This window comes from Comamonas koreensis (assembly GCF_014076495.1).
GTDB classification, from domain to species: Bacteria; Pseudomonadota; Gammaproteobacteria; order Burkholderiales; family Burkholderiaceae_C; genus Comamonas; species Comamonas squillarum.
In genome coordinates this window covers 306,846-325,143 of record NZ_CP043575.1, presented here as the reverse complement: position 1 = coordinate 325,143, position 18,298 = coordinate 306,846, and the positions used below count along the sequence as shown (strand labels likewise).

The window sequence follows — 18,298 nt, the reverse complement described above, 5'->3', positions numbered from 1 at the left end:
GTGGGGTGATGGGTTGGTGGGGGAATGCGCTCAGAGCCAGACGCGCAGCAGGATGATGCAGGCGCTGACGGCGGCGGTGCCCAGCAGCCAGCGGCGGATGGTGGCCTTGGAGATATGGCGGGCCAGGCGGTTGGAGGCGAGAAAACCGCCCAGCATCCAGGGCAGCAGCACGAGGCTGAGCAGCCACTGGTCACTGCCCATGCGGCCGACCCAGGCCAGCGCGCTGAGCGAGACGATGGTGCCGGCAAAAAAGACCACGCCCAGCGTCGAGCGCATCGTCGCCGGTGCCAGGTGCTGCATCGCAATCGCAAACGGCGGGCCGCCGGCGGCGGTGATCGTGCCCATGATGCCGCTGGCCACACCGGCAATCGACAGGTTGGTGGTGCTGGGCTGCACGCGCCAGCCCATGGTGCTGAGGCAGACGGCTGCCAGGATCAGCACCGCAAACAGAATGGACAGCGCATGGGTGCTGAACAGCACCAGCAGGCCGGTGGCCGCAAAGGTGCCGATGACGCGGCCCACCAAGGTGGCGGCAGCGACCTGGTGGTTGAGCGCCTCGCGCTCGCGCAGATAGGCCAGCAAGGCCAGCGGCGCGCCCACGGCCAGCAGCGGGCCGGGCACCAGCTCGGGGAAAAAGATCGCCGCCAGCGGCGCGCAGAACATCGCATAGCCCAGGCCGCCCACGCCCTGCATCGCAGCGCCCGCGAGCACCATCAGGCCCATGGCCAGGTAGCGGCCCCAGGAGAGCTGCTCGGCCATCGCCGTCCAGGCACTCATGCGGGTCGCACCCAGCTGACCTTGATGTCGCCGTTGACAAAGGTCTGGCAGGCCAGGCGGTGGCCGGCGGCAAACTCTTCGTCGCTGAAATGCTTGCGCTCCTTGGCCTTGATGGCATCGGTGTGGGCCAGTCCTTCCTCGATGCGGCATTTACAGGTGCCGCACAGGCCCCCGCCGCATTTGAAGGGGATGCCGCCTTTCTCGCGCAGCGACACGCGCAGCAGGTTGCTGTTTTCCGGGGCTTCGACGGTCTTGTTGTCGTTGCTGACAAAGGTGATGGTGGGCATACGGGGCAATCAGGCAGCGGATGGGGTGGCTGGCGGGGCGGTGAGGGGTGCCGGGGTCAGGGTGGCATCGAGCGCGCCGAACTGGCACAGGTGCTGCAGCTCGCTACGCGCTTGCTCCAGCGAGTCAAAGCGCTCCAGAAACTTGGATGGCACCTGGTTGGTGGTGCCGCCGGGGCCATCCTCGATCACCTGGACCTTGGTCTCGCGCAGCAACTCGCCCACGGCAAAGTGGGCCAGCAGGCGGCCGCAAAAGTGGTAGTCCCAGGCTTCGAGCAGGCTGATGTCGGCATTGGCCTGCGTGCGGTACTGGCCGGGCTTGCTGGTCAAGATCACAAACATGGGCGCTCCTCAGGCTGCAGGGGTGGCGGGCGCTGTGCCTGCGGGCTGGGTGGCGCTGGCGGCGCCGGCGTTGGTGGCCGGCAGCGGCACTTGTTCCAGCTCCAGGTCCTGCTCGGGCCAGAGCTGGCAGACCAGGCGAAAGCCCTGGTCCAGGTGCGCGCCCAGCTGCTTCTTTTCTTTCCAGTTCGGCGCCGGCAGGTGCTCAGCCCCCGCCAGCACCTTGCAGGCGCAGGTGGCGCACTTGCCCATGCCGCACTGGTAGGCCAGGTGGGGATAGGGGAACTGCTTGATCCCCGCGCGCACCACCAGGTTGGCGCCGGTCTTGACCTCGCCTTGGAAGGTCTGGCCGTTCTTGTGAAAGGTGATCTGGGGCATGGGCTTCTCCGCATTGCAATTACGTATACTGTATACAAACGGATGTTGTGGATGTATTAGGGATAACCTGATGCAGTGGGAATTGGGGCTGCATTGGCGCACCTGAAAATGATGGAATATCAAGGAATTGTGGCTATGAGAAGACGATGCTTACCTCTGAGATTTGCTGGAGATAGGGGTAAGCACTGAGGCGGAATGGGGTGTGAAAACATTGACCATGTTTTCTGTATACAGTATTCTAACTTCGTCGCTTGGATCGGTTTGACTTGGGCGACGACTCCAACATTTCAGAGGAACCCGCCATGACCAGCACATTGATGAACCGCGACGAATTCCGCGCTGCGCTTGAAAATGCCATCAAGGGCAAGAGCGCCAACAAGGCCCCTTTCAGCGTGGCCTGGGCCACAGGCCGCCTGAGCCGTGAGCACCTGGCGCGCTGGGCCGAGAACCACTACCACTATGTAGGCCCGTTTGCCGACTACCTGGGCTATCTGTATGCCCGCACGCCAGACCATATGACAGAGGCCAAGGACTTTCTGCTGGCCAATATGTATGAGGAGGAGATTGGTGGCGACCGCCACACCGATCTGCTGATCCGCTTTGCCGAAGCCTGCGGCACGACGCGCGAGCGCGTCGTGGACCCCAACAATATGTCGCCCACCACACGCGGCCTGCAGTCCTGGTGCTATGCGATTGCGATGCGCGAAGACCCGGTGGTCGCGGTGGCCGGCCTGGTCGTGGGCCTGGAGTCGCAGGTGCCGTCGATCTACCGCAAGCAGACGCCCACCTTGCGTGACAAGTACGGCTTTACCGATGAAGAGGTCGAGTTCTTTGACCTGCACATCGTCTCTGACGAAATCCATGGCGAGCGCGGCTACCAGATCGTGCTCGAGCACGCCAACACGCCCGAGCTGCAAGCCAAATGCCTGCGCATCTGCGAGATCGGTGCCCAGATGCGCCTGCTCTACACCACGGCGCTCTACCACGACTATGTCGCCAAGGACCTGCAAATCTCGCAGGAAGAGCTGCTGGCCGCCTGAGCCTGGCGGCACCCCTTTGCCCCGCGCAGCGGCGCGCCCCTGGCGGCCGCCGCTGTGACCGACCTCCCTCACCCCTCCAAGACCTCCCGACCATGGCCGACACCGTGCAAACGTTTCTGAACTATATCGACGGCGCCTGGGTGCCCTGCCTGCTGGGCAGCACCTTTGACAACCTCAACCCCGCCGATACCCGCGATGTGGTGGGGCGTTTTCAGGCCTCGGGCCCGGCTGACGCCGAGGCGGCGGTGCAGGCCGCGCAAAAGGCCTTTGACGGCTGGCGCAAGCTGGCCATTGGCAAGCGCGCCAAGATCCTCAACGATGCGGCCAGCTACCTGGAGCAGAACGTGGAGCAGTTTGCCCAGGAACTGACGCGCGAGGAGGGCAAGCAGCTGAGCCAGGCGCGCGACGAGTTTCTGCGCAGCGCACAAACCTTTCGTTTTTATGCCACCGAAGGCCAGACCCTGGGCGGCGAGACCTACCCGCAGGACGATGCCAACATGCATGTGTTCAGCCACCGCGAGCCGCTGGGCGTGGTGACGGTGATCTCGCCCTGGAACTTCCCCGCGTCCATCCCGGCGCGCAAGCTGGCGCCGGCGCTGATCACCGGCAACACGGTGGTGTTCAAGCCCTCGTCGGATGCACCGCTCTCGGGTCTGCGCCTGGTTGAGGCGCTGGAGCAGGCGGGTGTACCGCCAGGCGTGGTCAACTGCGTCACCGGCCGCGCTGGCGAGGTGGGGCCGGTGATCACCAATTCGCAGGCCATCCGCGCGATCTCGTTCACCGGCTCGACGACGGCCGGCACCCAGATCCACCGCACCGTGCACCTGTCCACCCGCTTGCAGATGGAGCTGGGCGGCAAGAACCCACTGATCGTGATGGAGGACGCCGACCTCAACCTGGCGGTGGACCTGGCGATCAAGGGCGGCTTCTCGCTCACCGGCCAGGCCTGCACCGGCACCAGCCGCATCTTGGTGGTGCCCAGCGTCAAGGCGGCCTTTACCGACAAGCTGCTCACGCGCGTGTCCCAGCTCAAGATCGGCAACGGCATGGCGCCGGGCATGGACCTGGGCCCCTTGGCGACGGAAAAGCAGCTGCAGACCGTGCAGCGCTACATCGACATCGGCAAGAGCGAGGCCCGCTGGCTCTGCGGCGGCGAGCGGCTCACCGGCGGCGAGTTCGACCATGGCTACTACCTGTCGCCCGCAGTGTTCACCGATGTGAAGAACAGCATGCGCATTGCGCAGGAGGAGATCTTCGGCCCGGTGCTGGCGATCATCGAAGTCGCCGACTTTGACGACGCGCTGCGCCAGGCCAACGACTCGCAGTACGGCCTGTCGGCCAGCATCGTCACGATGAACCCGCGCTACATGCATGTGTTCACCAACGAGATCCAGGCGGGCACCGTCAAGATCAACCGCACGACCACCGGCAACCTGGTCAATGCGCCCTTTGGCGGGCTGAAGAACTCCAGCACCTCCACCTTCCGCGAGTCCGGCCGCGCCGGCCTGGAATTTTTTACCCAGATCAAGACCGTCTACCGCGGTATCTGAACCCCTGACTGCAAGAGGAAACACGATGAAAAGCGCACTGAAACTGGAACTGGCAGAAGCCCGTGTGATGTCCCTGGCCGCGCTGGCCAAGGCCAAGGAAATTGGCGTGACCGAGACGGTCTGCATCACCGACGAAGGCGGCTTTCCGCTGGTGCTCGAGCGCATGGATGGCGCCCGCGTCACCGGCCCGCAGATCGCCTGGAACAAGGCCTTCACGGCAGCGGGACACAAGCGCTCCACGCACCTGTTCAACACCTTGCCCAACGGGCCGGCGTTGCCGGGCAACGAGGCCTTTGGCATCCAGTGGAGCTTTGAGGGCAAGTTTGCGGTCTTCGTTGGCGGCTACCCCATCGTCGTCAACGGCGAGGTGATTGGCGGCGTGGGCCTGTCGGGCGGCAATGGCGAGCAGGACACCGCCTGTGGCGTGGCTGCCTTGCAGGCGCTGAAAGACCACCTGGGCGCCACCGCCGATGTGCTGGTGCAGGCCGATATCAAGAAATAAGCACCAACCTACCAGCGCATAGCGCACGAGGTCTGCGATGAACTACCGCGTACAGTGGCTGCAGACGCAGCAATCGTTTGACGTGGGTGCCGATGAATCGGTGCTTGACGCCGCCACGCGCCAGGGCGTGGCGCTGCCCCATGACTGCACCTTTGGCGGCTGTGGCAGCTGCCGCATGAAGGTCGAAGAGGGCGAGTTTGCCTATGCCGACGGCGAGCTGCCGCTGGCCATGGGTGAAGAGGAGCACACCCAGGGCTATGCGCTGGCCTGCCAGGCCCGGGCGCAGTCCGATCTGGTCATCAGCATCGCGACCGGGCCGGACAGCTCCGCGCCCACCCGCGTGCAGGCCACCGTGGCCGAGCTGCGCATGCACACGCCCAATATCTACCACCTGGCGCTCGACCTGCCCGAGGACCATGGCCTGCGCTATGTGCCCGGCCAGTACCTGAACATCTGCCTGCCCGGTGGCGCGTACCGCAGCTTCTCGATGGCCACGCCGCCGCAGGGCCGGCGCGTCAGCCTGCAGATCCGCAGGATTGCCGGCGGGCGCTTTACCGATGGCCTGCTGGCGACGATGGCAGTGGGCGATGTGCTGGAGGTGGAACTGCCCCACGGCAGCTTTTACTACCGCGCGCAGGACTACCAGCCGATGGTGTTTGCCGCCACCGGCACCGGCTTTGCGCCGATCAAGGCGATTCTTGAATCGCTGCTGGGCGATGCCGACTGCCCGCCGATCCACTTCTACTGGGGCATGCGCAGTGAGGCCGATCTGTATTTGCTCGATGAGATCGCGGCCTGGGCCGGGCAGCTCTATGAGTTCACTTTTGTGCCGGTGCTCTCGCGCCCGTCCGATCGCTGGACCGGCCGGCGTGGCTATGTGCAGGACGCCATTGCCGAGGACTTCGAGGACCTGTCCGAGCATTCGATCTATCTGTGCGGATCGCCCTCTATGATTGCCGATGCGAAGGCGCTGATGGCGCTGTCGGGCGCGGCGCTGGACAAGATCTACAGCGACAGCTTCATCTTCCAGAACGAAGCGGCCGCCGTGGCCGAGTTGAGCGAACAAAGCTGAGGAACCACACCATGGATCTGGGATTAACGGGCAAGGCCGCGCTGGTCTGGGGCGGCAGCAAGGGCATGGGCTATGCCGCCGCGCGCCAGCTGGCGCTGGAAGGGGTGGACGTGGTGATCGCCGCGCGCACCGAAAGCAGCTTGCAGGCAGCAGCGCAGGCTTTGACTGCCGAATGTGGCCGCACGGTGCGCTATGTGGTGGCTGACATCACCAAGAAGGCGGGCCGCGAAGCGGCATTGGCTGCCTGCCCGCAGCCGGACATTCTGGTCAACAACTCGGACGGCTACCCGCCCGGTGACTTCCGTGACTGGAGCGATGAGACCTGGCACGAGGCGCTGGACATGATGATGGTCGGCCCCATCGACATGATGCGCCGCGTGGTCGATGGCATGCAGCAGCGCGGCTATGGGCGCATCATCAATATCGTCTCGCGCAGCGTCAAGGCGGCGCATGCCGAGCTGGGCCTGTCCAACGGCGCGCGTTCGGGACTGGTCGGCTTTGTCGCGGGCCTGGCTCGCCAGACGGTGCGCCACAACGTCACCATCAACAATGTGCTGCCCGGCGCGTTCGACACCGATGCCCAGGCTCGCCACATCCACAAGCTCGCCCAGCAAAGCGGCCGCTCGCCGGCCCAGGTGCGTCAAAGCCGCGAGGCCGCCAACCCCGCAGGCCGCTTTGGCCAGCCCGAAGAAGTCGGCGCGCTGATCGCCTACCTGGCATCGCAGCACACCGGCTATGTGACCGGGCAGAGCTGGCTGATCGATGGGGGCGAGTATCCGGGCACTTATTGACAAAGGACAAAGCCGGGGCTGCTGGGTGGCCTGGCTGCGCGATGCAAGCGCGCAACTGGCCTTGTCTGCGTCCGTTCTAAAGCCCTGCTGCGGTGTGCAGCTGCTTACCGGGCGATGGGCTTGATTCGTTATACTTGCAGTCTTGCCTTGGGTGATCCAGGGCGTTTTGCTTTTTACCGGTGCAGCTGCTCTTGGCGGGTCTGCACTTTTTTCTGCGCCAGCCTCTGTTTATGACCGAACCGACCCTCCCCACCTCTTCTGATGCTTCCGCACCGGCACCAGCTGCGGCAGCGCCCGCAGCGGGCGGTGATACGCGTCGCCAGCCCAAGCAGGAGCGCCGCGAGCGCCCTTCAGGCCAAGCGCCGGTGCTGAACTCGGCCATGGCCGATGCGCTGCGCGCGGCCACCAAGGGCCATGCGCTGGAAGTGGCCGCTGCGCCAGCGGCCCCGGTCGAAGCCGATGCCGCGCCGGTGCAGCGCCAGGCGCGCAGTGAGCGCCCCGCCCGCACGGGCCAGGCGCCCCGCCGCAGCAACAAGCCCGGCAATGGCGCACGCCGCGAAGGCCAGGGCGCTGGCGGCGGCCGTGGTCCACGCCGTGACGGTGGCCAGGCGGCCCCCGCTGCGCCCAAGGCCCCTGCCCGCCCACGCCACCCCGTGGTGGAAAAGCTCGCCGGTCTGTACCCTGCACTGTTTGGCGACCAGCCGCTGCCGCTCAAGCGCGGTGTGTTCCAGGACCTGATGGCCGCCCACCCCGATGCCTTCGAGAAGAATGAGCTGAAGGTGGCCCTGGGCCTGCATACCCGCTCGACCCGCTACCTCAACGCCGTGGCCATGGGCCAGCCCCGCCATGACCTGCAAGGCCAGGTCGTCGAGGCGATGGCGCCCGAGCACGTGTTCCATGCGCTGGTGGAGTCCTTCCGCCGCCGCAAGCCGCGCGACGGCGAAGACCTGCAGCTCAAGCTGCGCCGCCGCATCGGCATGGCCTATATCGCGTCCGACCTGAGCCGCGACGACTTCCTGGCCAAGGTCCAGGTCAAGGATGAAGCGACCCAGGCACTGCTGGCTGCCGCCATGCAGGAAGTAGCCGAGTTCGATGCCAAGGCTGAGGCCCTGGCCACCGCCCATGCCGCCAGCGGCAAGAGCGTGGCCGAGTTTGCCGATATGTACGGCATGCACCCTGCTGCTGTGGAGCGCCACCTGCACCGCGCCGCCCAGACCCAGGCGATTGCTGCTCGCCCGGCAGCCGCCCCTGCGGCCCCCGAAGCGGCGGACGAGGGCGATGCGGCCGAGCCGGCCGCTGCCAAGGCCGACGACAGCGCTGCTGCTGAATAAGCCCGGCATTCGCCCAGCAAAAAGCTGCCCACGCTTCTGGAGCGTGGACAGCTTTTTTTATGCCCCTGGCTTGCTCGCTGACCCGCCGCTGCTTACACTGAGTTCCTGAGACCTGCGGATGACCACCATCTGCGCAAGGAGTACGCCATGAAGCCCGATACCCCCCAAGCCCAGCGCAATCGCCGCTGGCTGCGCAAGTTCTGGGGTGCGGTCTGCGTGATTGCGGGCCTGGCCAGCATTGCCGCCGGGCTGGAGACGGCGTTGATGGACTGAGCGCCGGCCGGTGTTTACGAAGCAGCCAGGGCTTTTTCGATAGCGGCTGCCAGCTTGGCCGGCTTGGTCATCGGGGCAAAGCGCTGCACCGTGCGGCCATCGCGCCCGACCAGAAACTTGGTGAAATTCCACAGAATCCGCCCACCCAGGAGGCCCGGGGCCTGCGCCTTGAGCCAGACAAACAGCGGGTCGGTGTGCGGGCCGTTGACCTCCACCTTGGCCAGGCTTGGGAAACTCGTCTGGTAGTTCAGCTCGCAAAACTGCGCAATCTCGGTGTTGCTGCCGGGGGCCTGGGCGCCAAACTGGTTGCAGGGCAGGCCCAGCACCTGCAGGCCCTGGGGGCCATACTGTTGCTGCAAGGCTTCAAGCCCTTGGAGCTGCGGCGTAAAGCCGCAGGCGGTGGCCGTGTTGACCACCAGCACCACCTGGCCGGCATAGCGCGACAGCGGCAGGGGCTTGGCGCTGGCGTCGTGGAGAACAAAGTCCTGGATGGTGTGCGGTGTTGCGGGCATGGCGGCTATCTTAGTCGCTAACCCTCGTTCAGCGCCACTCAGGGCAGGCGCGACTCCAGCGCCGCGATCAGCGAGGCCGACAGCACCAGCGCGCCGCCCAGCAGCAGGCGGCCCGAGAGCACTGTGCCCTCGATCAGCACATTGGAGGCGCTGGCAAAGACCACCTCGGACAGCATCACCACCGCTGCGGTGGTGGCGGCCAGGCGCGAGGCGCCGTATTGCAAGGTCCAGTTGCTCAGCATGATCAGCACAGCGACGACCAGCACCATCAGCGGCCAGCCCCAGGCGATATCGGGCACGGCCGGCATGCGGCCCAGGGAGATGCCCAACACCGACATGGCACCGGCGGCCACCAGGCCGCCGAAGAACATGGCCAGCATGCGCGCCTCACCCGGCACGCGGTACTGGCTGCGCAACACCACATTGGTGCCAGCAAAGGTAAAGCCCCCGACAATGGCCAGCGCATCGGGCAGCGAAAGGTTGGCTGTCAGGCTCTGCCAGGTGGCGCCGGCCGGAATCATCACGATCAGCACGCCGCTGAAGGCCAGCACCAGGCGCAGGATGGAGTACTTGTTGGGCTTTTCACCCAGAAAGTACCAGGCCAGCAGCACCGACCAGGCGGGCATCAGATAAAACAGCAGCACCACGCGCACCACATCGCCGGTGGTGGCCGCCCAGTTGAACAGCACATTGGTGCTGCCCGAGGTAAAGGCCAGCAGCAGCAGCAGCGGGTGGCGCCGGGCAATGGCCGCTGCCGCCGGTTTGACCAGCAGCAGCCCGCAAAACAGGATCAGGTAGACCAGGGCCGTGCCCAGCACCGGGTGCACTCCCAGGGCCTGCAGCTGGCGGAACGGCCACCAGATCGTGCCCCAGATCAGGGCGTTGGTCATCAGGGCTAAAAAGGGCAGCGCGGTGAGCATGGGGCGATGTGAAACAGCGCCTGGGGTCAACAGGCGCTGTCCGCTTTCAATTTTTCTAAGGGATGCAGGAGGGGCGGATGGGCTTGGCGCGAGGCCCACCGGCGGATCACTCAGTGGTGGTGGTCGTGGCGGGCAATGTCCAGCAGCCGTTGGACTTCCTGCGGATGCTGCTTGCAATTATGCCGGTGCCACAGCAGGATGCACCACATGATGCCGGCCACCAGCAGGCCAAAGCAGGTGATGGCGCCATAGGCCGACATGCCAAAGCGGGTGAACATGCTGTAGACGACACCCAGGCCCAGGATGCAGGCCTGCTCGTTGAAGTTCTGCACCGCAATCGAGCGGCCCGAGCCCATCAGGTTGTGGCCCCGGTGCTGCAGCAGGGCGTTCATCGGCACCACCAGAAAGCCACCCAGGCCGCCCAGCACCACCAGAAACGGCACCGCCAGCCAGATGCTATGGATAAAGTTCATGCACACCACCAGCAGGCCCATCGCAATGCCCAGCGGGATCACGCGCGTGGCGCCGTCGAGCTTCATACGCATCGAAGCGAGGATGGCGCCAACTGCCGTGCCGATGGCGACGACGCCGACCAGCGCCGAGGCCTTGGTGGTGCTGTAGCCCAGTGCCACCGCACTCCAGGCCAGCACGATATAGCGCAGATTGCCCGACACGCCCCAGAACAGGGTGGTGGTCGACAGCGAGATCTGGCCGAGCTTGTCGCGCCACAGGCGGCTGTTGCAGCGCCAGAAGTCGGGCAGCAGGTCCATCACGTTGGAGAACATGCTGCGCTCCATGTCCTGGCGCAGCGGAACCAGCTTGGTATTGGTGCGGGGGATGCGGGTATTGAACCAGGCCGCACCTGCGTACAAGAGACCGATCACGCAGATCGCCGCCTCGGAAGGGGTATCAATGGGGGTGTCGATCAAGGGCAGATCAAAGGACAGCAGCCAGCCCGAGACCTGCGGGCCCACCAGCTGGCCGCCCAGCAGCACGCCCAGGATGATCGAGGTAATGGTCAGCCCCTCGATCCAGCCATTGGCCCGCACCAGCTGGCTGGCCGGCAGCAGCTCGGTGAGGATGCCGTACTTGGCCGGGGAGTAGGCGGCAGCGCCCAGGCCGACGACGGCATAGGCGAGCAGCGGGTGGTGGCCAAACAGCATCAGCAGGCAGCCGATCACCTTGATCGCATTGCTGATGAACATCACCTGCCCCTTGGGGTAGGCATCGGCAAAGGCGCCCACAAACGGTGCCAGGATCACGTAGAACAGCGCGAACATGGGCACCAGGGCGGCACGCTGCCACTCCGCAGCGCCTGCGCTGATCAACAGATCGACGGCAACGACAAACAGGGCGTTGTCAGCCAGCGAGCTGAAAAACTGCGCCGACATGATGGTGTAGAAACCGCGCTTCATTCGTTGGGAGGCTGATAAGGGATGCTAATGGCGCGAGAAATTTGTAAGCTGCGTGTAGGGAGTCGAGGTTATAGCACGCAGGGGCGAAAGCACGGTGCCAGAATACTAGGGGTTTTCATAATCTTGTTGTGAGTATTTGCCATGCCGCGCCCCATTCTAGCCACCATTCACACTGCTGCCTTGCAACATAACCTGGCACGTGCCCGTCTGGCGGCCCAAGACGCCAAGCTGTGGTGTGTGGTGAAAGCAAACGCTTACGGCCATGGCATCGAGCAGGTGTTTGATGGCATGCGCGCCGCTGACGGCTTTGCGCTGCTGGAGCCGTCCGAGGCGCAGCGCATCCGCGATCTGGGCTGGCGCGGCCCGATCCTGCTGCTCGAAGGCGTTTTCGATGCCCGTGACCTGGAGCTGTGCTCGCGCCTGAACCTCTGGCACACGGTGCACTGCGACCAGCAGATCGACTGGCTCGCCGCCCACAAGACCCAGCAGCCCCACCGCGTGTTTTTGAAGATGAACTCCGGCATGAACCGCCTGGGCTTCACCGCCGAGCGCTACCGCTCGGCCTGGGCCCGGCTCAATGCGCTGCCCCAGGTCGACGAGATTTCCTTCATCACCCATTTCAGCGATGCCGACACCGCCAAGGGCATTGGCGCGGCCATGGCGCTGTTCAACCAGACCACCTTGGACCTGCCCGGCGAGCGCAGCATCTGCAACAGCGCCGCGATGCTGCGCAACCCCGGTATGTCGGCCAGCGAGCGCGGCGACTGGGTGCGCGGCGGCATCCTGCTCTACGGCAGCGCGCCCGATTACCCGCTGCAAACGGCAGATGACTGGGGCCTGCAGCCGACGATGAGCTTGTCGGCCAAGGTCATCGGCGTGCAGGAGCTGCAGCCCGGCGACACCGTCGGCTATGGCTCGGCGTTCACCGCCGGCAAGCCCATGCGCATCGGCGTCGTCGCCTGCGGCTATGCCGACGGCTACCCGCGCCACTGCGGCAACGGCACCCCCGTGCTGGTCGACGGCCAGCGCTCGCGCCTGATCGGCCGGGTCAGCATGGACATGCTGACCGTCGACCTCACGGACATCCCCCAAGCGGGCTGGGGCAGCGAGGTCACCCTCTGGGGCCGCGCGGCCAACGGCACGGTGCTCTCCATCGACGAAGTGGCCCAGGCCGCTGGCACCGTGGGCTATGAGCTGATGTGCGCGGTGGCGCCACGGGTGCCGGTGGTCGTGGATGGGCGCTGAGATGCCTCAAAAATAGGCAGATTCGTCAAGGGCTGGGTTGGCGCTGCGCCTTCGTTGTTGAAGGACTCTTCCAGCCCCGCAGACTTTAAAGAAAAGCCTGCCTTTGCCGTCTGAGCGCGTCGCGGTCGATGCTGGCTGCGAGTTCACTCATGGCTCATTTGGGTGGGATTTGTTCAGCAGCGCTGCAATACCCGGGTGGATGCTGGAAAAGCCAGGGCCTGTCTGTGTGGATGACATTTTTTTCAGCGGGGAAATGGCTGACCCCGCTTGGCCAGGCGGTCCCGCGTCTGGTGGAGCTTCCTTTGCGCTTGCACTGTAGAGGTTGGCTTGCTTGTCGAGTGAGCGCTTGCTCCGGACGCGTGCTATTTCTTTCTCCAGCGCGCCATGGTCATGCTGCGGCGCAATCAGTTCCGCCAGAGAACTGCGTGGATTGACCAACCAGATGCACATCACATAGGACGCCATGGCCACGGATGGGTCCCCACGCTCGATACGGGCCATTGTGGGTTGCGAAACGCCCAGCCTCATGGCCCATTGCGCCTGTGATTCACCACGACGCTTGCGTGCAATCGCAATGTTCAGGCCCAGCTGTTTGATCTGCTGCAGCACGATTTCCGGGTAGTCCGAGGGCGGCGAATTTTGGCGAGGCATTCATAGATATTAGTGTTCAGCCCAAAAAATACAAATCTATAAATAAAACCACCCACGGGTTTACCCTGATGCTCTCAGGGTTTGTGCAGGCCTGAAAAAATTAGCGTACAGTTTTGTACGTTTAATGCTTTTGCCTCCACCCCATGACCACCAAAGAACGCCAACCCCGCAGTGATGCGCTGGCCCATCGCAGCCAGTTGCTCGATGCGGCCCTGCATGTGTTTACCGAGCAGGGGGTGACGGTGGCTTTGGATGTGGTGGCCGAGCGCGCCGGGGTGAGCCGCACGACGCTGTACCGCAATTTTGCGGACCGCTCGGCGCTGCTGCGGGCCTTGCTGATCCATATCCTGGAGCGGCTGGCCGCCAAGGCCCATGCCTTGAGTGAGACGGGTGATGCCGATGCGCTGTTCGAGTTTCTGCGCCTCTGGGCGCATGACTCGGTGCTGACCGTTCCGCTGAGCGATTACTGGCGCTCGCTGCCGCTCGATGACCCCTTGGTCGTCGACCTGCGCGCGCGCCTGTTGGCGCTGGTGACGCCCTTGCTGCTGCAAGCCAAGGCGGCAGGGCGCTGCCGGGAGGATCTGCAGGGCGCTGATCTGCTGCTGATTGTGGGCATGTTCAGCGCGGCGCGGCGCGGCCGCACGCCGGCCGAGCGCCTGCAGCTGAGCGACCGCGCCTGGCAGCTGATCACCGAGGGCCTGCGCATGGATGCCAGGGAGACGGTATGAACGCGCCTGCCTTTCGCTATGTCGAGCAACCCCCGGATTGGGAGACGCATGAGCGCCCCGTGCTGCCGGGCTCGCCCGCGCGGCTGCAGCATACGCTGCCCCGGCGCATTGCCTACATCATGGTGGGTCTGTTTGTCGGGCTGGTTGGGGGTCTGGGCAATGGCCTGGTCACGGCCAACCTCACCTCGATTCAGGGCCAGCTGGGCCTGACAGCGGTCGAGGCCGCCTGGCTGCCTGCGGCCTATGTGATGGTCAATGTGACGGCCAACCTGCTGGTCTTCAAAAGCCGCCAGCAGCTGGGCCTGCGGGTGTTTGCCGAATGGGGCCTGGGCATCTATGCGCTCTTGGCGCTGCTGCACGTGTTTGTCGAAGGCTACACCATGTCCATCGTGGTGCGGGCCGTCGCCGGTTTTGCCGGTGCCACCACCACCTCGCTGGCCGTCATGTATGTGATGCAGGGCTTTCCGGCCTCCAAGGTGCCCTCGGCCTTCATCCTGGGCATGAACATGTCCTCGATCGCCGTGCCGCTGGCCTGGGTGCTGTCGCCTTCGCTGGTCAACGTCAACCCCTGGCCCCATCTGTATGCATTCGAGGCGGGTCTGGCGCTGATGGCCTTTGCCGCCGTGGTGGTGCTCAAGCTGCCGCGCGGCCTGCAGATCCATGTGTTCGAGCCGCTGGATTTTGTGACCTTCCTGCTGGTGGCGCCTGCGGTGGGCCTGCTGTGCGCGGTGCTGGCCCAGGGCGTCAATGCTTGGTGGTTCAACGCCCCCTGGCTGGCCTATGCGCTGATCGCGTCGCTGGTGCTGTTTGCGCTGGCCGCCCTGCTGGAATACAGCCGGCGCACGCCGCTGATCCAGCTGCGCTGGCTGATGCACCCCACGACGCTGACCTTCATGGCCGGCGCCATCATGATGCGTTTCATGATCTCGGAGCAGAACTATGGCGTGGTCGGCCTGCTGCGCGCGATGGGCGTGGTGCCCGAGCAGCTGCAGGCGCTGTACGGCGTCATTTTTGTCGGCATGCTGCTGGGCGTGATCGTGGGTGCTGCCACCTTCAGCCCCCAGGCCATCCTGCCGCAGATCCTGACCTCGATCCTGCTGATCGGCGTGGGCGGCTGGCTGGATCTGCACTCCACCAGCCTGAGCCGTCCGCATGACTTTTTCTTCAGCCAGTTCCTGATCGCGTTCTCGGCGGCGCTGTTCATGGGGCCGGTGATGATGATCGGCATCCAGCGCGCGCTGGGCAAGGGGCTGGACCACATGGTCACCTTTGTCGTGCTGTTCTCGGTCACCCAAAGTCTGGGCGGTCTGCTCGGCCCCGCGCTGCTGGGCAGCATCCAGCAGCAGCGCGCCCAGCTCTACACGCAGGCGATTGCGGCCGATATGCCGGTGACCAACCCGCTGGTTGCGCAGCGCCTGGCCCAGCAGTCGCAGTCGCTCGGCCGCACCATCACCGACCCGGTGCAGCGCGGCGCCCAAAGCCAGGCCCAGCTGGTGCAAGTGATCCGGCGTGAGGCGGCGGTGCGCGCCTTCAACGATGTGTTCCGCGTGATTGGCGCGATGGCGCTGGCCTTTCTGGCCTGGGCGTTCTACCGCGTGCTGCGCCAGCACATGCTGGCCTGGCTGGCGCGGCGCCGGGGTGAGCTGCCGGCGCCCGTCTGACCTCCATCCCCTTTTTCGATCCCTATCTACAAAGCAACAACAATGGCTGATACTGAAAAACCCACCCCCCAAGCGGCCCCCGCTCCCGCAGCGCAGCCCGCTGCCCCCCAAGCCACGGCGGCTGCGGCCGCCGCATCGGCTGCCCAAGCGTCGGCAGCCGCTGCTACGGCAGCCACCCCGGCACCCACAGCATCGCCGACGGCCAAGCTGATCCGGCCCAGCCGCCGCGCGGTGCTGACCATGGCGGTCGTCGCATTGGCCGGCGTGCTGCTGGTGCTCTGGGCCTGGAAGCTGCCGCCCTTTGCCTCCGACGTGATGCGCACCGACAACGCCTATGTGCGCGGCCAGATCACCGTGCTGGCGCCCCAGGTCAGCGGCTATGTGACGGAAGTGAACGTGCAGGACTATGCCCATGTCAAGCGCGGTGATGTGCTGCTGCGCATCGATGACCGCATCTATGCCGAAAAAGTGGCCCAGGCCCAGGCGCAGCTCGACAATGCCCGCGCGCAGCTGGCCAACTCGGACCAGACCCAGGCGCAAAACCGGGCCAACCTGGGTGCGCGCCAGGCCAGCCTGTCGGCGGTGGACGCCGAAGCGCGCCGCGCGGCAGCCGATCTGCAGCGGGTCGAGGACCTGGCCGCGCGCGGCTCGGTGTCGCTGCGCGAGCGCGACCAGTCGCGTGCTACCAGCCAGCTGGCCAAGGCCAATGTGCAAAAGGCGCAGGCCGATATCCGCATTGGCGAGCAGAGCATCAAATCCACCCAGGTGGCACGCGCCAGCCTGGAAGCGCAGGTGAAGGCCGCCCAAGCCCAGCTGGGCCTGGCCCAGATCGACCTGGACAACACCGTGGTGCGTGCGCCGCGCGATGGCCAGATCAGCGAGGCCTCGGTGCGCCTGGGCCAGTATGTGGCCTCGGGCACGCAGCTGCTGTTCCTGGTGCCCGAGCAGCTGTGGGTGGTGGCCAACTTCAAGGAAACCCAGATCGCCCACATGCAGCAGGGCCAGGCGGCGAGCTTCTATGTCGATGCGCTCGAAGGCGCCGAGCTGACTGGCCGTATCGAGCAGATGGCACCGGCCACCGGCTCGGAGTTCAGCGTCATCAAGGCCGACAACGCATCGGGCAACTTCATCAAGATCGTGCAGCGCCTGCCGATCCGCATTGCGATCGACCCGAACCAGCCGCTCGCCGCCCGCCTGCGCCCGGGCATGTCCGTCGAAGTGCATGTGGACACGCGCGCAGCCAAGGCCGCAGCGCAAGGAGACCGGCCATGACCCGCAGCCGGTTTTTGCAAGGCTCGGCCGCCACCACGCTGACGGTCCTGGGCATGGCCCTGCTGCTGGCCGGTTGTGCGCCGGCACTGCGCCAGGCGCCCACCGATGCGGCCGTCACCGTGCCCAGCACCTGGGCGCAGACCGAGGCTGCTGCCACCAGCGGGCCGCAAGCGGCGGTGCCCACCGCCTGGTGGCAGGCCTTTGGCGATGAAAAGCTCAACGGCTATGTGCAGGCGGCGCTGGCGCGCAATGCCAACCTGCAGGTGGCCGGCACCCGAGTGGCCGCAGCCCGCGCCCAGCTGGCGGCGGCCGATGCCGCGCTGCAACCCAGCCTGTCGCTGGGCGCCAATGTGGGCGCCACCCACACCTTGACCACCTCGGGCATCACCACCAGCCGCTCCGTCCAGCCCCAACTGCAGGCCAGCTGGGAGCCCGATCTCTGGGGCCGCCTGGGTGACCGAAGTACCGCAGCCGATCTGCAGTACCGCGCCAGCCAGGCCGACCGCGATGCGGTGGCGCTGACGGTGGCGGCCACCACGGCCCAGGCCTATGTCGATCTGCTGGGCCGCGAGGCGCAGCTGGCCCAGACGCGCCAGACCCTGCAGACCCGCAGCACCGCGCTGCAATTGGCGCGGGACCAGGAATCGGTGGGCTATATCTCGCGCCTGCAGGTGACGCAGGCGCAGGCCGAGTACGAGGCCATCCAGGGCCAGATCCCGCCGCTGGAGCTGGCCATTGCGCGCCAGTACAACGCGTTGCAATTGCTGGCCGGTGACGTGCCCGCCGTGCGCGATACGGCTGCGGCCGACGGCCAGGGCTTTGCCCGGCTGCAGATGCCGGTGGTGCCCGCTGCACTGCCCTCGTCCCTGCTGCGGCGCCGGCCGGACCTGGTGCAGGCCGAGCTGAACCTGGCCGCCAGCGATGCCAGCCTGCGCGCCAGCCGCGCCGCCTACCTGCCCCAGGTCAACCTCAGCGCCAGCGCGGGGCGGCTGTTTGTCAATGCGCTGCAATACAACCCCATCAATGTCTGGAGCCTGGGCGCGAGCGCGCTGGCGCCGCTGTTGGATGGCGGCCGGCTCGACGCGCAGTACGACAGCGCCACGGCCCAGCGCGACCAGGCCGCCTACGCCTACCGGGGCGCGGTGCTGTCGGCCCTGGGCGATGTGGAAAACGCGCTGGTGGGCGTGCAGCGCCTGGCCGAGCAGGAGCAGGCCGCCGAGCGCCGCCGCGCCGTGCTGGCCCAGACCCTGGGTTATGCCAAGGACCGCTACGAGGCGGGCTATGCGTCCTACTTGGAGCAGATCGATGCCCAGCGCAACCTGTTCCAGGCCGAGACCGAGCTGGTGAACCTGCGCCAAAGCCGGCTGGACAACCAGATTGCGCTGTACCGCGCGCTGGGCGGGGGCTGGTCGGCCGATGCGGTGTTGCCGGCCGCCGCTGCGCAACCCGCCGCCGCAGATTAGGCGGGGCTTAAGCCGGGCGCAAAGCGTTGCGCCCAGCCCTCAGGCAGGCCTTGCCAGGGGTGATCCCGGCCTGGCGGGCGTTGGCGCCGCCGCA

Annotated in this window: 20 protein-coding genes; 12 read left to right on the top strand and 8 right to left on the bottom strand. The window is 65.9% G+C overall.

The features are described 5' to 3' along the window. Positions 1-30: 30 nt before the first annotated feature. The 4 genes from F0Q04_RS01600 to F0Q04_RS01585 are packed head-to-tail and all read right to left on the bottom strand — an operon-like array spanning position 31 to position 1,778. Positions 31-777: a sulfite exporter TauE/SafE family protein gene (locus F0Q04_RS01600; protein WP_232539478.1), complete on the bottom strand. Its 747-nt coding sequence runs from the start codon at positions 775-777 to the stop codon at positions 31-33. Then, a complete protein-coding gene (locus F0Q04_RS01595; protein WP_116927576.1) occupies positions 774-1,064 on the bottom strand; it encodes a 2Fe-2S iron-sulfur cluster-binding protein in 291 nt (96 codons plus the stop codon). Before F0Q04_RS01595 ends, F0Q04_RS01600 begins: the two co-directional genes overlap by 4 nt. Positions 1,065-1,073: 9 nt before the next feature. After that, positions 1,074-1,403 (bottom strand): ferredoxin, encoded by a 330-nt coding sequence (locus F0Q04_RS01590; RefSeq protein WP_116927575.1) that lies wholly within the window; start codon positions 1,401-1,403, stop codon positions 1,074-1,076. A 9-nt stretch (positions 1,404-1,412) separates the two neighbouring features. Next, the gene (locus F0Q04_RS01585; RefSeq protein ID WP_182344122.1) at positions 1,413-1,778 is read right to left on the bottom strand and encodes a 2Fe-2S iron-sulfur cluster-binding protein; all 366 of its coding nucleotides are present in this window, start codon (positions 1,776-1,778) and stop codon (positions 1,413-1,415) included. Positions 1,779-2,080: 302 nt separating this feature from the next. Here F0Q04_RS01585 and F0Q04_RS01580 point away from each other — a divergent pair, with 302 nt between their 5' ends. From F0Q04_RS01580 to F0Q04_RS24135, 7 genes are all read left to right on the top strand, one after another. Continuing rightward, the gene (locus F0Q04_RS01580; protein WP_116927629.1) at positions 2,081-2,818 is read left to right on the top strand and encodes a TenA family transcriptional regulator; all 738 of its coding nucleotides are present in this window, start codon (positions 2,081-2,083) and stop codon (positions 2,816-2,818) included. Positions 2,819-2,910: 92 nt separating this feature from the next. Then, a complete protein-coding gene (locus tag F0Q04_RS01575; RefSeq protein ID WP_116927573.1) occupies positions 2,911-4,368 on the top strand; it encodes an aldehyde dehydrogenase family protein in 1,458 nt (485 codons plus the stop codon). Between the two features lie 25 nt (positions 4,369-4,393). Beyond that, positions 4,394-4,870, top strand: a complete 477-nt coding sequence (locus F0Q04_RS01570; protein ID WP_116927572.1) for a GlcG/HbpS family heme-binding protein — start codon at positions 4,394-4,396, stop codon at positions 4,868-4,870. A gap of 37 nt (positions 4,871-4,907) precedes the next feature. Beyond that, on the top strand, positions 4,908-5,942 hold the full coding sequence (locus tag F0Q04_RS01565; protein ID WP_182344121.1) for a 2Fe-2S iron-sulfur cluster-binding protein: 1,035 nt from the start codon (positions 4,908-4,910) through the stop codon (positions 5,940-5,942). An 11-nt stretch (positions 5,943-5,953) separates the two neighbouring features. Then, positions 5,954-6,733 carry an SDR family oxidoreductase gene (locus F0Q04_RS01560; RefSeq protein WP_182344119.1) on the top strand — a complete coding sequence of 260 codons (780 nt, stop codon included), beginning with the start codon at positions 5,954-5,956 and terminating at the stop codon, positions 6,731-6,733. 230 nt (positions 6,734-6,963) lie between these two features. Further along, the gene (locus F0Q04_RS01555) at positions 6,964-8,064 is read left to right on the top strand and encodes a ProQ/FINO family protein (protein WP_232539477.1); all 1,101 of its coding nucleotides are present in this window, start codon (positions 6,964-6,966) and stop codon (positions 8,062-8,064) included. Between the two features lie 147 nt (positions 8,065-8,211). Then, positions 8,212-8,337, top strand: coding sequence for a hypothetical protein (locus F0Q04_RS24135; RefSeq protein ID WP_260718468.1), 126 nt, complete (start codon positions 8,212-8,214; stop codon positions 8,335-8,337). Between the two features lie 14 nt (positions 8,338-8,351). On the opposite strand, the gene F0Q04_RS01550 is transcribed toward F0Q04_RS24135, so the two are convergent. From F0Q04_RS01550 to lplT, 3 genes are all read right to left on the bottom strand, one after another. Continuing rightward, on the bottom strand, positions 8,352-8,849 hold the full coding sequence (locus F0Q04_RS01550; protein ID WP_182344117.1) for a glutathione peroxidase: 498 nt from the start codon (positions 8,847-8,849) through the stop codon (positions 8,352-8,354). Between the two features lie 38 nt (positions 8,850-8,887). Beyond that, complete coding sequence (locus F0Q04_RS01545; RefSeq protein ID WP_182344115.1) at positions 8,888-9,769, bottom strand: DMT family transporter; 882 nt, start codon at positions 9,767-9,769, stop codon at positions 8,888-8,890. A 110-nt stretch (positions 9,770-9,879) separates the two neighbouring features. After that, positions 9,880-11,184: a lysophospholipid transporter LplT gene (gene lplT, locus F0Q04_RS01540; RefSeq protein WP_182344113.1), complete on the bottom strand. Its 1,305-nt coding sequence runs from the start codon at positions 11,182-11,184 to the stop codon at positions 9,880-9,882. A 141-nt stretch (positions 11,185-11,325) separates the two neighbouring features. On the opposite strand from lplT, the gene alr reads away from it, so the two are divergent. Continuing rightward, positions 11,326-12,429 (top strand): alanine racemase, encoded by a 1,104-nt coding sequence (gene alr, locus F0Q04_RS01535; protein ID WP_116926727.1) that lies wholly within the window; start codon positions 11,326-11,328, stop codon positions 12,427-12,429. Between the two features lie 147 nt (positions 12,430-12,576). Here alr and F0Q04_RS01530 read toward each other — a convergent pair whose 3' ends face one another. Beyond that, the gene (locus F0Q04_RS01530; protein ID WP_182344111.1) at positions 12,577-13,080 is read right to left on the bottom strand and encodes a helix-turn-helix transcriptional regulator; all 504 of its coding nucleotides are present in this window, start codon (positions 13,078-13,080) and stop codon (positions 12,577-12,579) included. Between the two features lie 143 nt (positions 13,081-13,223). On the opposite strand from F0Q04_RS01530, the gene F0Q04_RS01525 reads away from it, so the two are divergent. Genes F0Q04_RS01525 through F0Q04_RS01510 form a run of 4 tightly spaced genes read left to right on the top strand, consistent with a single transcriptional unit; the run spans position 13,224 to position 18,204 of the window. Next, entirely contained in the window at positions 13,224-13,808 is a 585-nt protein-coding gene (locus F0Q04_RS01525) for a TetR/AcrR family transcriptional regulator (RefSeq protein WP_182344109.1), read from the top strand. Then, positions 13,805-15,469: an MFS transporter gene (locus F0Q04_RS01520; protein ID WP_182344107.1), complete on the top strand. Its 1,665-nt coding sequence runs from the start codon at positions 13,805-13,807 to the stop codon at positions 15,467-15,469. The genes F0Q04_RS01525 and F0Q04_RS01520 overlap by 4 nt, the downstream gene beginning before the upstream one ends. Before the next feature lie 42 nt (positions 15,470-15,511). Beyond that, positions 15,512-16,741, top strand: coding sequence for an HlyD family secretion protein (locus F0Q04_RS01515; protein ID WP_116926731.1), 1,230 nt, complete (start codon positions 15,512-15,514; stop codon positions 16,739-16,741). Continuing rightward, positions 16,738-18,204 (top strand): efflux transporter outer membrane subunit, encoded by a 1,467-nt coding sequence (locus F0Q04_RS01510; protein WP_182344105.1) that lies wholly within the window; start codon positions 16,738-16,740, stop codon positions 18,202-18,204. Before F0Q04_RS01515 ends, F0Q04_RS01510 begins: the two co-directional genes overlap by 4 nt. Positions 18,205-18,298 lie beyond the last annotated feature (94 nt).

Bases quoted from the DNA above. Each gene is read 5' to 3' on its own strand.
- F0Q04_RS01520 (WP_182344107.1), top strand. From the start codon at position 13,805: ATGAACGCGCCTGCCTTTCGCTATGTCGAGCAACCCCCGGATTGGGAG.
- F0Q04_RS01515 (WP_116926731.1), top strand. From the start codon at position 15,512: ATGGCTGATACTGAAAAACCCACCCCCCAAGCGGCCCCCGCTCCCGCA.
- F0Q04_RS01525 (WP_182344109.1), top strand. From the start codon at position 13,224: ATGACCACCAAAGAACGCCAACCCCGCAGTGATGCGCTGGCCCATCGC.
- F0Q04_RS01550 (WP_182344117.1), bottom strand. From the start codon at position 8,849: ATGCCCGCAACACCGCACACCATCCAGGACTTTGTTCTCCACGACGCC.
- F0Q04_RS01580 (WP_116927629.1), top strand. From the start codon at position 2,081: ATGACCAGCACATTGATGAACCGCGACGAATTCCGCGCTGCGCTTGAA.
- F0Q04_RS01570 (WP_116927572.1), top strand. From the start codon at position 4,394: ATGAAAAGCGCACTGAAACTGGAACTGGCAGAAGCCCGTGTGATGTCC.
- F0Q04_RS01555 (WP_232539477.1), top strand. From the start codon at position 6,964: ATGACCGAACCGACCCTCCCCACCTCTTCTGATGCTTCCGCACCGGCA.
- F0Q04_RS01565 (WP_182344121.1), top strand. From the start codon at position 4,908: ATGAACTACCGCGTACAGTGGCTGCAGACGCAGCAATCGTTTGACGTG.
- F0Q04_RS01595 (WP_116927576.1), bottom strand. From the start codon at position 1,064: ATGCCCACCATCACCTTTGTCAGCAACGACAACAAGACCGTCGAAGCC.
- alr (WP_116926727.1), top strand. From the start codon at position 11,326: ATGCCGCGCCCCATTCTAGCCACCATTCACACTGCTGCCTTGCAACAT.
- F0Q04_RS24135 (WP_260718468.1), top strand. From the start codon at position 8,212: ATGAAGCCCGATACCCCCCAAGCCCAGCGCAATCGCCGCTGGCTGCGC.
- F0Q04_RS01560 (WP_182344119.1), top strand. From the start codon at position 5,954: ATGGATCTGGGATTAACGGGCAAGGCCGCGCTGGTCTGGGGCGGCAGC.
- F0Q04_RS01590 (WP_116927575.1), bottom strand. From the start codon at position 1,403: ATGTTTGTGATCTTGACCAGCAAGCCCGGCCAGTACCGCACGCAGGCC.
- F0Q04_RS01585 (WP_182344122.1), bottom strand. From the start codon at position 1,778: ATGCCCCAGATCACCTTTCACAAGAACGGCCAGACCTTCCAAGGCGAG.
- F0Q04_RS01510 (WP_182344105.1), top strand. From the start codon at position 16,738: ATGACCCGCAGCCGGTTTTTGCAAGGCTCGGCCGCCACCACGCTGACG.
- F0Q04_RS01545 (WP_182344115.1), bottom strand. From the start codon at position 9,769: ATGCTCACCGCGCTGCCCTTTTTAGCCCTGATGACCAACGCCCTGATC.
- F0Q04_RS01600 (WP_232539478.1), bottom strand. From the start codon at position 777: ATGAGTGCCTGGACGGCGATGGCCGAGCAGCTCTCCTGGGGCCGCTAC.
- F0Q04_RS01530 (WP_182344111.1), bottom strand. From the start codon at position 13,080: ATGCCTCGCCAAAATTCGCCGCCCTCGGACTACCCGGAAATCGTGCTG.
- lplT (WP_182344113.1), bottom strand. From the start codon at position 11,184: ATGAAGCGCGGTTTCTACACCATCATGTCGGCGCAGTTTTTCAGCTCG.
- F0Q04_RS01575 (WP_116927573.1), top strand. From the start codon at position 2,911: ATGGCCGACACCGTGCAAACGTTTCTGAACTATATCGACGGCGCCTGG.